Here is a 13882-nt window from a genome sequence, read left to right as displayed (position 1 = left end):
CAGGCACGCCCGTGTCCGCCCGCCCGCCCCCCGGGGCTGCATGCGGGCCCTTCCCGTCGAAGGGTGGGGCGCCCCCGGGTTCCGCGTCCCTGTTCGCCGGATGCGCGGGCGCATATAGGCTGCCGGGAGTTCTTTTCGTGGAGCGCCCCGTTTCCCCCATGAGCAGCCGTTCCACTCCCGCGCCGGACGCCGCTGACGCTCCGCCCCTGGGCATGGCGGACGTGAAGGTCCGCGCGCAGCGCTCCATCATCGCCCTGCTCCTGCGGACGGTCGGCTCGCTGGGTTTGCGCGTGGTGAGCTCGCTCACCCTGTCGCGGCTGCTGTTCCCCGGGGACTATGGCGTGTTCGCCATCGTCGCCTTCACGTCCGCGATGGGCGCGTTCCTGGGGGACCTGGGGCTCAGCGCCTCGCTGGTGCGCCAGCAGCACGAACCCACGCAGGATGAAATCACCTCCGCCTTCTGGAGCCACCAGGCGTTCACCGTCTTCATCGTGGGCGCCATCGTGCTGCTCGCGCCGTGGCTGTCGAGCACCTACGAGCTGGGGCCTTCGGGCGCGGCCATGGTGGGCACGATGGCGATTGGCCTGTTCTTCCACTCGCTGCGCGTCATCCCCATCATGATGCTGGAGCGCCAACTGCGCTTCCCGACGCTCGCGCGCATCGAGCTCATCGAGAGCGTGGCGCAGACGGCGGGCAGCATCCTGCTGGCCTCGCTGCACTTCGGGGCGTGGTCGCTCATCGGCGGCGGGCTGGTGCGGGGCGCGGTGGGCATGGTGCTGTTCTGGGCGGCGGCGGGCTGGCGGCCCCAGGGCACGTTCCGGTGGGACATCGTCAAGCGGCTGTTGTCCTTCGGCATCTGGTTCCAGCTCACGAGCATCATCCCCGCGGCGCTCCAGGGGTGGATTCCGCTGGTGGTGGGGCGCATGGAAGGCAAGGACGGGGTGGGCCTGGTGAACTGGGCGACGGCGCTGGCCTCCGTGCCGCTGGCCGTGAGCAGCGTCCTCACCCGCGTCGCGTATCCGGCGTACAGCCGCATGCAGGAGGACTCGGCCGCGCTGGCGGACTACCTGCGCACGTCCATCCGGCGCGTGAGCGCGGTCCTGTGTCTGGCCATCCCCTTCGGGGTCATCGCGCTGCCGCCCTTCATCCCGGTGGTGTTCGGCGCGCGCTGGAGCCTCGCGTCCACGCTGGTGCAGTGGTTCACCCTCGAGGCGTCGATGCTGGCGGTGCAGGGCCTGCTGAACTCGCAGCAGAACGCCAGCGGTCACGCGAGGGAGCGGATGTACGTGGCCATCACCGGGAGCCTGCTGCGCTTCGGCCTGGGAGTGCTGGCGGTGATGCACTGGGGCATCGTGGGCGTCGGGGTGAGCGCGACGGCGGTGACGCTGACGGAGCTGTGGTTCACGGCGCGGCTGGTGTCCCGCCGCAACCCGCACCTGTCGCGGCTCGAGTTCGAGGTCATGGAGCCCTTCCTCACGGTGGGCGCGCTGCTGGCGCTCGCGGTGGGCTGTTCTCGGCTGGCGATGGGGGAGGACGGGCTGCTGGTGCAGGCGCTGGTGGCGGCGGGGCTCTTGACGGCGCTGGTGCTCGCGCGTGAGGCCACGCGGCGAGGCCTGTCGTTGCTGGGAGAGCTGCGCGCCCTGGTCCAGCACCTGCGCGCGAGGCGGGCGCCGCCGTGAGCCGCGCGTGGCATCTGATGACGGGGGAGTATCCGCCGGCCCCCGGCGGCGTCTCCGACCACACCCGGAGCATCGCCCACGCGCTCTTGAAGGCGGGGGAGACGGTGCATGTCTGGACGCCTGGGCCCGACGGCGTCACGGATGATCAGGGCGTGACCGTGCACCGGTGGCCCGGCCTCTTCACGCCGCCGGGGCTGGTGCGCCTGACGCGTGAACTGGACGCGACGCCCGGGCCCCGAAGGCTGTTGCTCCTGTACGTGCCGCACGCGTTCGGCATGAAGGCGATGAACGTGCCGCTCTGCGCCTGGTTCGCGGCGAGGCGGCGGGACGAACGCGAGCTGTTCCTCCATGAGGCGGTGTACCCGTGGAGTCCGGGCGCGCCGTGGAAGCATCAGGTGCTCGCGGGAGTCACGCGGGTGATGCTGCGCACGCTGGCGCTTGGAGCGGAGCGCGCCTACGTCTCCATCCCCACCTGGGCGGAGCACCTGCCGGAGCCCCTGCGCTCCCAGGCCCGCTGGTGTCCCATTCCCAGTCCCCTGCCCCTCGACGTGCCGGAGGAGGCCGTGAGCGCGGTGCGGGATGCGTTGGGCAGTGGCCCCACGGTGGCGCACTTCGGGACGTATGGCGGAGCCATCGCGGGCCCGCTGGAGGCCGTGCTCGTGCCGTTGTTGCAGCGGGATGAGCGGCGGCAGGCGCTGCTGCTGGGCCGGGGCAGTCAGGCCTGGAGCGAGTCGCTGGGACGGAAGCATCCCGCGCTGGCTCGCAGGCTCCATGCGAGGGATGGACTGGCACCGGAGGCCGTGGCCGCGCACCTGCGCGCGGCGGAGCTGCTGGTGCAGCCCTACCCCGATGGCGTCAGCGCCCGGCGCAGCAGCGCGATGGGAGGCCTGGGGCTGGGCCTGCCCATCATCACGAACCTCGGACACCTGAGCGAACCGCTGTGGCGGGAGCTGCGGCCGGTGGCGCTCGCGGACGATGCGTCCCCCACCGCGCTGCTGGCGCTCGCGGAGCACTTGTGGGCGCACAGCGATGAACGTCAGGCCCTGGGTGAGCGCGCGGCGCGAGTGTACCGTGAGCACTTCGCGCTGGAGCACACGGTGGCGCACCTGCTGCGTCGCACCGGGAGCACCCATGAGTGACACATCGCTGGGTGGGCACCGTGAGCGATGAAGCCTCGCGGGCGCTGGAGTGGATCGTGGGCGAGCACGAGATGCGCATCAAGCGCGGCATCCCCTGACCGGAGGCGATGAGCAGGTGAGCACCTTGCGGTTGAAGGTCCTGATGGATCCGCGCGAAGAGGGCTGGCCCAGCATGGACCTGGTGGGCGAGGCCCTCGTGGACGGACTGGCGGCGTTCCCCGCCGAGGTCGCCGTCACCCGCGTGCGGCCGTCCATTCCCCACGCCGTGCGCGCCCTGCCCCGCGTGGGCAGCCGCAAGGCCGCCTTCAACGCGGACCGGCTGCTCACCCGCTTCGGCCTCTATCCCGCGCGATTGCTGCGTGAGCGCATGGGCCCCGATGCATTCCACGTCGTGGACCACACCTACGCGCAGCTCGTGCACGCGCTGCCCGCGGAGCGCACCGGTGTCTTCTGCCATGACCTGGATGCGTTCCGGTCCGTCGTGGAGCCCCACCTCGAACCGCGCCCCACGTGGTTCCGGCTGATGGCGCGGGCCACGCTCAAGGGACTGGAGCGCGCGGCCATCGTCTTCCACAGCACGCAGCAGGTCCGTGACGAACTGCTCGCGCACGGCGTGGTTCCCCCTGAACGACTGGTGTGGGCGCCCTACGGAGTCTCGCCGGAGTACCGGCTCGAACCCCAACATGGAGACGCCAGCGATGCGGTGCTCGCGCCGCTGAAGGGCCGGCCGTACCTGCTGCACGTGGGCAGCGCCATCCGCCGCAAGCGCCTGGACGTGCTCTTCGACACCTTCGCGGCGCTGCGAGCCCGGTATCCGGACCTGATGCTAGTGCAGCAGGGCGGCGAGTTGGACACGGCCCAGCAGGCACAGGTGGCGCGGCTCGGCTTGAAGGACGCGCTGCTGCAACCACCCCGGCAGGAGCGGGCCACGCTCGCGGGCCTGTACCGGCGCGCCCGCGCGGTGCTGGTGCCCAGCGACGCGGAGGGCTTCGGCCTGCCCGTCATCGAAGCCCTGGCGTGTGGTGTCCCCGTGGTGGCCAGCGACCTGCCGGTGCTGCGCGAGGTGGGCGCCGACGCCTGCACGTACTGCCCGGTGGGCGACGTGGCCGCGTGGGCGGAGACGGTGGATGCCCTGCTCACGGGCCGCGTGCCCGCGCCATCCGCGGAGACGCGGCGTTCACGGGCCGCACGCTTCACGTGGAGCGCCCACGCGCGAACCGTGCTGGACGCGTATCTGCATCGCCTTGACCGCCCCGGTCGGGTCTGATTCGGTCGCGTCCGCGTGCGGATCCTGTTCCTCAACCCCGTGGGAATCCTGGGCGGTGCCGAGCGCGCACTCGTGGATCTCCTCGCGTGCCTGCGCACGCTGGAGCCCGGCCTGTCGCTGCACCTCATCGCGGGCACGGACGGGCCGCTCGTGGAGACGGCCCGAGGTCTCGGAGTGGAGGCCCGGGTGCTCGCCCTGCCCGACCGCCTCTCCGCGCTCGGGGACAGCGGCCTGCGGGAGCAGGGCCGCGCGGGGCTCCTCCGCTTCGCGCGGGAGCTTGCCCCCACGCCCCTGCTGCTGACCCGCTACGGCCTCGACCTGCGGCGCGCGGTGCGTGACGCGGCGCCGGACCTGCTGCACTCCAATGGCATCAAGACCCACCTGCTGAGCGCGGCCACCCTCGGATTGCCAATTCCGCGCGTGTGGCACGTGCACGACTTCCTCGGCGAGCGTCCGCTCGTGCGCCGCGCGCTCTCCGGGCTGCATCCGCTGGCCTCGGCCGCCATCGCGAACTCGCAGGCCGTGGGCGATGACGCGCGGACGGTGCTCGGGAAGGTGCCCGTGCACGTCGTTCCCAATGGCGTGGACGTGGAGCGGTTCTCCCCTGCCGCCGGTGACGGCGCGCACCTGGATGCGCTGGCCGGACTGCCTCCCGCGCCTCCGGGCACGCTGCGCGTGGGGCTCGTGGCCACGTACGCGCGCTGGAAGGGACACGACGTCTTCCTGGAGGCCGCGGCCCTGTTGACGCGTCAGGCGCCGGCCCTGCCCGTGCGCTTCTACGTCGTGGGCGCGCCGCTCTACCGCACGGCCGGCTCGCAGTTCACCGACGCGGAGCTGCGCGGACAGGTGGAGCGCCACGGCCTCATGGACCGCGTGGGCTTCGTGCCCTTCCAGCCCGAGCCCGAGCGCGTCTACCGGGCCCTGGACGTCTTCGTGCACGCGAGCACCCGCCGCGAACCGTTCGGCCTCACCATCGCGGAGGCGCTCGCCTGCGGCCGGGCGGCCGTCATCTCCAAGTCGAGCGGCGCGGCCGAAGCGCTGCGGGATGGCGAGGACGTGCTGGCCATCGAACCCGGCGACGCGACCACGCTCGCGGCGGCACTGCGCCGGCTGCTGGAGGACGAAGCCTTGCGCGACACCCTGGCCCGCGCGGCCCGCCACACCGCCGTGCGCCGCTTCTCCCGCGAGCGCTACGCCCGGGACATCCTCGCCGTGTACCGGAGCCTCGTTCCCGCGCGAGGGCACTCATGATGCGTCCCCGGAAGCTCGTCACCGTCTCGCACTCCTACGTCGTCACCCTCAACCGGCGGCTGGCCAACGAGATGGCCCGCGTGGGCGCCGGCCGCTGGGACGTCACCGCCGTGGCGCCGAAGTCCTTCCACGGGGACCTGGGCCCGCTGGTGCTCCAGCGTGACCCCCACGAGGCCGTGAACCTGGAGGGCGTGCCCGCGTACTTCAGCCGCTCACTGCACGGCTTCGTCTACGGGCCGGAGCTGCGCGCCCATTTGTCGCGGGGCGTGGATCTGGTGCACCTGTGGGAGGAGCCCTACGTCTTCTCCGGCCTGGAGGTGGCGCTCCTGACGCCCCGTCAGGTGCCGCTCGTCTTCTGCACGTTCCAGAACCTGGCCAAGCGCTATCCCCCGCCCTTCGCGCAGGCCGAGCGCTTCGTCGTGCGCCGGGCCGCGGGGTGGATCGCCTGGGGTCAGACGGTGCACGACAACCTGCTCGCCCGGCCCGGCTATGAGCAGCGCCCCTCGCGCTTCATCCCCGTGGGCGTGGACGTGGAGCACTTCCGTCCGGATCCGGAGGCGGGCCGCGACTTCCGCGAGCGCCTGGGCTGGACGTCCGAAGGGCCGCCCGTGGTGGGCTACCTGGGCCGCTTCGTGCCGGAGAAGGGCCTGCGGCTCCTGATGGAGGCGCTCAACACGCTGCGCACGCCCTGGCGAGCCCTCTTCGTCGGCGGAGGCCCCCTGGAGGCGGACCTGCGCGCCTGGGCCGCGCGCCACGGAGACCGCGTGCGCGTCGTCACCGGCGTGAAGCACGCGGAGGTGCCCCGCGCGCTCAACGCCATGGACGTGCTCTGCGCGCCCAGCCAGACGACGCCCGCGTGGAAGGAGCAGTTCGGCCGCATGCTCGCGGAGGCCTTCGCGTGTGGCGTGCCCGTGTTCGCCAGCGACTCCGGAGAGATTCCGCACACCGTGGGCGATGCCGGGCGCATCCTGCCGGAGGCGTACGGCGGCGCGTGGGTCACCGCGCTCGAGGAGCTGCTGGAGAGCCCCGCCCAGCGTCAGGAGCTGTCCGCGCGAGGCCGCGAGCGAGCCGTGTCCCGCTTCGCCTGGCCGGTGGTCGCGAAGGCGCACCTCGACTTCTTCGAGCAGGTGCTCGAGCGCCGAGCCTGAAGCCTCACGCCTCCAGCCGGGCCACCACCGCCGCCGCCATCGCGTCCCACGTCCAGGCCCGCAGCTCCGACGACAGCGCGGCCACGGCGGGCATCCAGTCCCCGCCCCGCGACCGCCACTCCTCCAGGCGCCGCACCAGCTCGCCCGAGTCCTCGGGGTCATCCAGCAGCAGCCCCTGAAGCGAGGACGGGAAGCGCTCCGCCACGCCCGCCGAGCGGCTCACCAGCGCGGGGATGCCCACGCACAGCGCTTCGTGCACGCCCAGGCCATAGGACTCGTAGCGCGTGGGGGACACCAGCAGGTCCGCGGCGGCCAGCAGGCGGGGCACGTCGTCGCGGAAGCCCAGGAAGCGGATCCGCTCGCCCAGGCCCTGCTCCCGCGCCGCGTGCTCCCATGCTTCGCGTTGCACGCCCGTCCCCACCACGCACAGGTCCACGTCCCACTCGCGTCGGGCGCAAAGCCGCGCCCACGCGTGGAAGAGCGTGTCGAAGCCCTTGCGCCGGTCTCCCAGCGCACCCACGAACAGCGCCACCCGCCGCTCCTGGGGCCAGCCCAGGGACGCACGCGCCTCACGGCGAAGCACGGGGGTCGTGGACGGGAAGCGCGCGGGGTCTCCGCCCAGGTACACGACGTGGACGCGGGACGCCTCCACGCCGCTGGCGGCCAGCAGGTCCTGCCGCGTGCGCTCCGAGTTCGCCAGGATGATCCGCGCCCGGCGCAGCGCACGTTGCTCGCCGAGCAGGTGCATCCGGTGGCTCACGTGGCCCTTCAGCCTGCGCAGCGGACCGCCGCCGGGCTCGGGCGCGTGCGCGGCGTGGACGTAATGGACCCAGTTGGCGGCGGGCACCACGCAGTTGCCACCGTTGGCCACCACCTGGCCACCTTCCGCCAGCGTGCGCGCGGCCCAGAAGCGCCCCACGGCGTCGAGCAACGGCTCGCCCAGCAGGTACGCGTTCGCGGGCTTGGGCACGCGGACGAAGTGCACGTTGGGGTAGCGCAGGAGTGAATCCTCCACCCGGTGCGCCACCAGCCGCACGGGCCCACCCTGACGCGCGAGCCAGTCCGCCAGCGCGAGGTTCGCGCGGTCCATGCCGCCGGTGGAGACGAAGTCACCGGCGATGAGGGTGTAGGGCCGCATTCCGGTTCCAGTACGCGCTGAAGAAGGCCGCGTTGAGCAGCCAGAACTCCATGCCCATCTGGCTCATGAAGAACTGGTAGCTGAAGGTCTGCGCGATCGCGCCCAGGTCATACGCGAAGAGGAGGCTGCCCCAGAGCCAGAACTCGCCCGCCGAGTCATCGCGGCGCCGCGCCACCTGGAAGCCCCACCCCAACGTCGCCAGCAGCGCGAGCGGATAGCAGACGAGCCCCAGCCATCCACCGTCGTAGGCCCACGCCGTCCACTGGATCTCGGCCCACAGCGGAGGGCTCTCGCGGTCCAGGTTGTCGCCGAAGTAGGCGTTGGCCATGCCGTAGCGGCCCAGGCCCGCGCCCAGGGGGAACTCCGGGAGCACCTGGTCGAAGGTCTCGTCGAGGAAGCGGCCCCGGTTGGATTGATACACCTGCGACGGGTCGGAGGCCGTGAGCGTGCTCCAGCGAGAGAGCACCGCGTCGCCGCCGACCGCGACGGCCCAGCCGAAGGCCACCACCGCGAAGCCGCCCACGACCGAGGCCAGCGTCACCAGCCGCACCCACCGGCCGCTCACGGTGAGCACCAGCCCCATGGCCGCCATGCAGACAACCAGCGTCACGGCCGCGACGCGCACCTGCCCCAGGTAGAGGCAGATGAGCCCGATGCCGATGCCCGCCGCGCCCAGCACCTTGCGGGACAGGCCCTGGCGGCTGAGCAGGAACGCGCCGCCCAGCAGCACGGAATAGAAGGCGCCGGTGGCGGCTCCGCCCGGGACGTCCGTCAGCCCCATGGGGCGGAACACGCGCGCGCCGCTCGCGGTCTCGAACTGGAGGCTGCGCACGTAGCCCTCGCCCTGGCTTTCGACCATGGCGGACAGGGCGGGCTGGAAGCGTCCGGGGAAGATCACCTGCAGGATGCCCAGCGTGGCGCTCGCCATGTTGAACAGGAAGAGGAGCAGGACGACGCGTCCGAACATCTTCGCGTCGATGCGCAGGCGGCTCGCCCAGAAGAGGGGCGCGAACACGGAGATCTGGATGCCCAGTTGCGCGGCCGCCGCCAGCGGGGTGTTGGTGCCGGGGTGGAAGAAGTTCAGCGCGGTGAGCCCCGCGGAGGCGAGCAGGAAGGGCATCGCCGGGTGCTTGAGGCGCGGGCCCTTCACCAGCACCAGCAGGGCCAGGCTGGTGCCGAACGACAGGATGCGGAACACCACGCGCGCGGGCGCCAGCGCCTCCACCAGCAGCGCGAGCTGGCAGACAAAGAGCAGCGCGATGAACGCCACCACCACGCGGCCCGAACCGAGCAGCCCCGGAGACGCGGGAGCCGGAGCCGGCACGGCCTGCGTCGTCGCGGGCTCCGGCGCGCGCCGCACGTACCGCCGATGCAGCACACCGGGGCCGCGGAGCTGGGGCCGAGGACTGGCGCCACTCATGAGACGGGCTCCCGGGCCACGGAGCGCACCGCGTCCTCCAGCGCCGACAGGAAGGCCTCCGGCGCGCTCAGCGTCTTCGCGCGAGCCGGGCCACCGAGGCCCAGTGTCCGTCGAGCCGCTTCGTCTTCGATGAGCCCGCGCAGCGCCTGGGCCAGGGCCTCCGGCCTGGGAGGCACGAGCACGCCACAGGACGCATCGACGATCTCCAGCGGTCCGCCCAGCGCGGTGGTGACCACGGGAAGCCCGGCGTAGAGCGCCTCCACGAACGCCAGGCCAAACGGCTCCGGCCCGGTGTTGGGCTGACAGTGCACCTCCGCCGCGCGAAGCAGCCGGGGAACATCCGAGCGCTGTCCCAGGAACCGCACGCGGTCCCCAAGCCCCAGGGCCTGAGACTGGGCCTTCAAGCCCGCTTCATAGGCGGTCTCCTCCGGGCGCTGCGCACCGCCCGCGAACCATGCCTTCCACCGAGGCACCTGGCGCAGCCGGCCCAGCGCTTCGAGCAGCAGCCGCTGTCCCTTCCACTCCTGCATGCGGCTGGCATGGACGATGACGACATCCGTCGAGTCCGCGCCCAGCTCGCCCCGGAGCGAAGTGCGCTCGGAAGCCATGAGGCCCGGGCCACCGTCCCGAACCGGCGGATGGAGCACGCTCCAGGGCGTGCGCGGGTACACGCTCGGAAGCGTGCTCGCGGTGTAGCGGCTGTTGCACAGAGCCAGGTCCGGCGACGTGACGCGGGCCCACCGCTCCACCCAGTGCGAACCCGACAGGGCATCGTGCTGGAAGAAGATCAGCGGAACCCCGGCCGTGCGAACCACCGGCCCGAAGAGGGCTTGAGGCCACGCCGCGTGACACACCACCGCGTCGAACGCCTCCCGCTGAAGCAGCGCCATCAACGAGCGCCGAGCCTCCCAGACCCGCCACGGCCGGCTCACCTTCGCCGGTCCCAGCAGCGTCAGCGGCGCGCCCGCCGCGCGAAGCTCCTCGGCGATGCGTCCCTCGAAGCAGAGCGCGAACGCATGCACCGCGCCGCCTGCCCGGTCCGCGCTCGTGAGCGCCAGCGTGCGCAGCAGTGTCTCGACGCCGCCGTAGAGGTTGCCGCTGGAGACATGCAACACGCGAAGCGTATGCGCGGAGCCTCCTCCACCCACCACGAGTTCCTCACGATGAGATGCGCGCGACCCGTGCATGCGCGGACCTTCAGCGCCCGCCCGCGACGTGCCGGACGGAGGCATCGCTCCGCTCCTCCGCCACCGGCTGCCGTCCGAGCGCCTCCGCGTACAAATCCAGGCTGCGCGACGCCATCACGTCATGGCCGAACTCCGCCCGCGCGCGCTCCTGCGCCCCGCGGGACAGCCGCTCCCGCAGGCCCGGCTCCTCCACCAACCGGCGCGCCGCCGCCGCCAGCGCCCGCGCATCTCCCACGGGCACCGTGAGCCCGGTGCGCTCGTGCAGGCTCACCCACGCCACGCCCGAGTCCGGCACCGCGGTGTTGAGCACGGGCAACCCACTCGCCAGCGCCTCCACCTGCGACAGGCCATACGCCTCGCTGCGCGCGTTGCTCGGGAACCACAGGGCCGTCGCGGCCCGGTACGCGCCCGTCAGCGCCTCCGGCGACAGGTAGCCCGCCCACGTCACCCGGTCCTCGATGCCCAGCGCCTTCGCCCGCGCGCGGCCCTCCTCCGCCAGCGGCCCCTCTCCCACGATGACCAGCCGCCCCGGCGCGTGCACCAGCGCCTCCAGCGCCGTGAACAACCCCTTGTAGTAGACGAGCCGCCCCACCATCAGCCACAGCGGCCCACCCGCGGCCTCCGCCGTCCAGCGCGCCTGGGCCTCGCGCGCCTCCGCGGAAGGAGGCCGCAGGTACGACTCCAGCTCGATGCCCAGCGGCAACACCCGCACCTTCGACTTGAACGTCGACAGCAGCGACGAGCCGCGCACGTACGCGTCACTCGTGGCCAGCAGCCGCGCCGCGCGCGAATACAGCATCCACTCGAAGGGACGGAACAGCGCGCCCGCGACCTTCTGCCGGATGATGTCGCTCTGGTGCGTCACCACCACCGCGGGCAGTCGCGGCACCGCGTCCAGCGCCAGCACCATGCTCGGGTTGGGCACGTGCAGGTGCACCACGTCCACGCCCCGCGCCAGCGCCCGCCTGAGCACGAACGGCAGCGACGGCATCACGTCCATGCGCGCCACGGACGCGAGCCGCCCCAGGCGCACCACGCGCACGGGCCCATCCCACTCCTCACGCGTGGGGCTGCGCCCATGGAACTCGTGGCTCGTCCCGGTGCCGTCCACGGAGTGGTTCGCGCACAGCACCTCCACCTGCGCGCCCAGCGCGGCCTGCGCTCGCGCCAGCGTGCGCACGTGCGCCTCCATGCCGCCGGAGGCCGGAGGGTAGAACTTCCCCAGGTGCAGCACCCGCAGGCCCGCGCCCTTCACGACGGCGCCACCCCGCCCTTGGGCTCGTCCTGCGTCGGGCCATAGCCCTGGTAGCCCAGGTACGTGTCGCCGTAGCGCGGCTGCCGCAGGTCCACGTCGTTGAGGATGGCGCCGAACATCCGCGCCTGCACGTCCGCCAGCGAGCGCAGCGCGCGCTTCGCGGCCCCGCGGTCCGTCCGGCCCGCCTTGAGCACCATCACCACGCCGTCCGCCTGCGTGGCCAGCACCGCCGCGTCCACGACGGCGTTGAGCGGCGGGCTGTCCAGGATGATGCGGTCGAACTTCTCCCCCGCCGCGCGCAACAGCTCCTTGAAGGCGCGCGTGTGCAACAGCTCCGCGGGGTTCGGCGGCAGCGGGCCACACGGCAGCACGAAGAGGTTGGGCACCTCCGTGCTCTTCACCGCCTTGTCCAGCGAGCCCTCGCCCACCACCAGCGAGCTGATGCCCAGGTCGTTGGGCACGCCGAACGCGCGGTGCAGCCGGGGCCGGCGCATGTCCGTGTCCAGCAGCAGCACGCGGTTGCCGCTCTGGGCCATGGCCACGCCCAGGTTGATGCACGTGGTGGACTTGCCCTCCTGCGGGCCGCTGGACGTCACCACCAGCGTCTTGCAGGGATGATCCGGCGACATGAACAGGAGGTTGGTGCGCACCGCGCGGCAGCACTCCGCCACCGCCGAGCGCGGCGCGCGGTGCACGTACAGGTCGCGGTCGCCCGGCGCCTTCGTGGCCTCCATGCGCGGCACCACGCCCAGGAACGCCAGGCCCAGCACGTCCTCCACGTCCGCCTGCGACGTGACGCTGTTCTCCAGCATCTCCAGGAACAGCGCCACGCCCAGTCCCAGCAAGAGCCCCATCACCCAGCCCACCAGCAGGTTGCGCCGCGTGTGCGGCCGCACCGGCAGGAGCTCCGGCCGCGCGGGGTCCAGCACGCGCACGTTGCTGGTGCGCAGGAGGCCCGACAGCTCGATGTCCTTCAGCCGCTTGAGCACCAGCTCATAGAGCCGCTGGTTGTTGTCCGACTCGCGCTGCAGCCGCCCGTACTCGATGGCCTTCTTGTTCACCTGGAAGGCCTCGGCCTTGGTCTCGTCCAGGAGCTTGTTGAGGTTCTTCTCCTCGCCCTGCGCCTCCGCCAACTGCGTCTCCGCCGAGCGCACCACGTTGGTCAGGCTCTTGAGCAGGTCCGCGCGCACGACCTCCAGCTTGCGGTTGCACTCCAGGAGCTTCGGGTGCTCCGGCAGGTAGCGCTCGGTCAGCTCCGCGCACGCGGCCTTCTGTTCGCCGTAGCGCGATTTGAGATCTTGGATGGGCCCGTCCTTCGCGCCGGGCACCGCCTCCGCCCACGTCTCGTCGTTGCCCGCGTCCTTGCGCAGCCGGTGGATGGCGTCCACGCGCGCCTGCTGCGCCGCGATGCGCGTGCGCACCTCGGTGAGCTTCAGGTTGTATGAGTTGATCCGCTCGCTGACGATGGACAGCCGCGACTCCAGCGACGTGGACAGCATGTCCGCGTCCTTCTTCAGGTCGTAGACGGCCATCTCGCCGGCCTTGGACTGGCGGCCCAGCTCATCCAGGCGCCCCTCCAGCCACGCGCGCGCCTCCTCCGTGGTGCGCAGCTTCAGCGCCAGGTTCTCCGCCATGTACGCGGCGGCCACCTCGTTGGAGAGCAGCGCCGCTCTCGCGGGGTCCACGTCCTCCACGCCAATGTTCATCACCCGCGAGTCCTTGCCGGGCACCACCTGGATGCGCGAGCGCAGCAGCCCCACCGCGTCCGCGTCCTCCAGCGCCTTCGCGCGCTCCGCCGGGTCCTGGTTCGCCGGCAGGCCCAGGAAGGACGCGTCCTTCGAAAGCCCCAGCCGGTCCACCACGCGGCTGGCCACCGCGCGCGAGGTGATGATCTCACTCTGCGTGGCGTAGTACTCCTTGTTGAACCAGTAGTTGCTGCGCTCCTCCCCCATCACCTCCTTCACCTCGCCGTCGAGGATGCGCGGCGCGGTGACGTCGATGATGAGCGACGTGCTGGCCGCGTAGATGCGCGGCTGCCGCAGCGTCCACGCCGCCGTGAGCGCGGTGACCCCCAACGCCACCCCGAGCATCACCCACCGCCGGCGCCACACGCCTCGCAGCCGGTGCAGCACGCTCGCGGACGTCGCGCCGGGCGCCCCACCGGCCGGGTCCAACACCGTTCCTTCCACGTCGCGTCTCTCCGGAAGTGGCTGCCGCGGGCGGTCTCCACCGGCCCGAAGTCGTCCGGACCCGACCTGCACCCACATCGCGCTGGGGGAATAACGCCCGGAGCGTGCAACGGGCCGGGCGGGTTGTCCATCCAACCGACGCCGCCTGGATGCCCCCCATCCATCCGCTCCGGTCCGCGAACGCGCACCCTGGAGGGTCCTGTGGTAGT

10 protein-coding genes are annotated in these 13882 nt (G+C 72.3%); 5 read left to right on the top strand and 5 right to left on the bottom strand.

Going from position 1 to position 13882, the window contains the following annotated elements; translation table 11 throughout:
- Window positions 1-158 precede the first annotated feature (158 nt).
- The 5 genes from K8612_RS15165 to K8612_RS15145 all read left to right on the top strand — a co-directional run bounded on the left by K8612_RS15165 (window position 159) and on the right by K8612_RS15145 (window position 6484).
- Complete coding sequence (locus K8612_RS15165) at window positions 159-1679, top strand: oligosaccharide flippase family protein (RefSeq protein ID WP_223762780.1); 1521 nt, start codon at window positions 159-161, stop codon at window positions 1677-1679.
- Window positions 1676-2818 carry a glycosyltransferase gene (locus K8612_RS15160; RefSeq protein WP_223762779.1) on the top strand — a complete coding sequence of 381 codons (1143 nt, stop codon included), beginning with the start codon at window positions 1676-1678 and terminating at the stop codon, window positions 2816-2818. The genes K8612_RS15165 and K8612_RS15160 overlap by 4 nt, the downstream gene beginning before the upstream one ends.
- Window positions 2819-2960: 142 nt before the next feature.
- A complete protein-coding gene (locus tag K8612_RS15155) occupies window positions 2961-4085 on the top strand; it encodes a glycosyltransferase family 1 protein (protein WP_223762813.1) in 1125 nt (374 codons plus the stop codon).
- A gap of 15 nt (window positions 4086-4100) precedes the next feature.
- Window positions 4101-5336, top strand: a complete 1236-nt coding sequence (locus tag K8612_RS15150) for a glycosyltransferase family 4 protein (RefSeq protein WP_223762778.1) — start codon at window positions 4101-4103, stop codon at window positions 5334-5336.
- Window positions 5333-6484, top strand: coding sequence for a glycosyltransferase family 4 protein (locus tag K8612_RS15145; protein WP_223762777.1), 1152 nt, complete (start codon window positions 5333-5335; stop codon window positions 6482-6484). The genes K8612_RS15150 and K8612_RS15145 overlap by 4 nt, the downstream gene beginning before the upstream one ends.
- 4 nt (window positions 6485-6488) lie before the next feature.
- Here the strand turns inward: K8612_RS15145 and K8612_RS15140 are convergent, their stop codons facing one another.
- The 5 genes from K8612_RS15140 to K8612_RS15120 form a co-directional block, all read right to left on the bottom strand.
- Window positions 6489-7574 carry a glycosyltransferase family 4 protein gene (locus K8612_RS15140; protein WP_223762812.1) on the bottom strand — a complete coding sequence of 362 codons (1086 nt, stop codon included), beginning with the start codon at window positions 7572-7574 and terminating at the stop codon, window positions 6489-6491.
- Between the two features lie 19 nt (window positions 7575-7593).
- Window positions 7594-9042 carry an O-antigen ligase gene (locus K8612_RS15135; RefSeq protein WP_223762776.1) on the bottom strand — a complete coding sequence of 483 codons (1449 nt, stop codon included), beginning with the start codon at window positions 9040-9042 and terminating at the stop codon, window positions 7594-7596.
- The gene (locus tag K8612_RS15130; RefSeq protein ID WP_373692107.1) at window positions 9039-10157 is read right to left on the bottom strand and encodes a glycosyltransferase family 4 protein; all 1119 of its coding nucleotides are present in this window, start codon (window positions 10155-10157) and stop codon (window positions 9039-9041) included. The genes K8612_RS15135 and K8612_RS15130 overlap by 4 nt, the downstream gene beginning before the upstream one ends.
- Window positions 10158-10239: 82 nt before the next feature.
- On the bottom strand, window positions 10240-11484 hold the full coding sequence (locus K8612_RS15125; protein WP_223762774.1) for a glycosyltransferase: 1245 nt from the start codon (window positions 11482-11484) through the stop codon (window positions 10240-10242).
- Window positions 11481-13673, bottom strand: coding sequence for a polysaccharide biosynthesis tyrosine autokinase (locus K8612_RS15120; RefSeq protein ID WP_223740728.1), 2193 nt, complete (start codon window positions 13671-13673; stop codon window positions 11481-11483). The genes K8612_RS15125 and K8612_RS15120 overlap by 4 nt, the downstream gene beginning before the upstream one ends.
- Window positions 13674-13882: the final 209 nt, after the last annotated feature.

Source organism: Corallococcus sp. AS-1-6 (assembly GCF_020037015.1).
In the GTDB taxonomy this organism is placed as follows: Bacteria; Myxococcota; Myxococcia; order Myxococcales; family Myxococcaceae; genus Corallococcus.
Note: the sequence above shows the minus strand (reverse complement) of the source record. Positions and strands in the feature narration are given on the sequence as shown.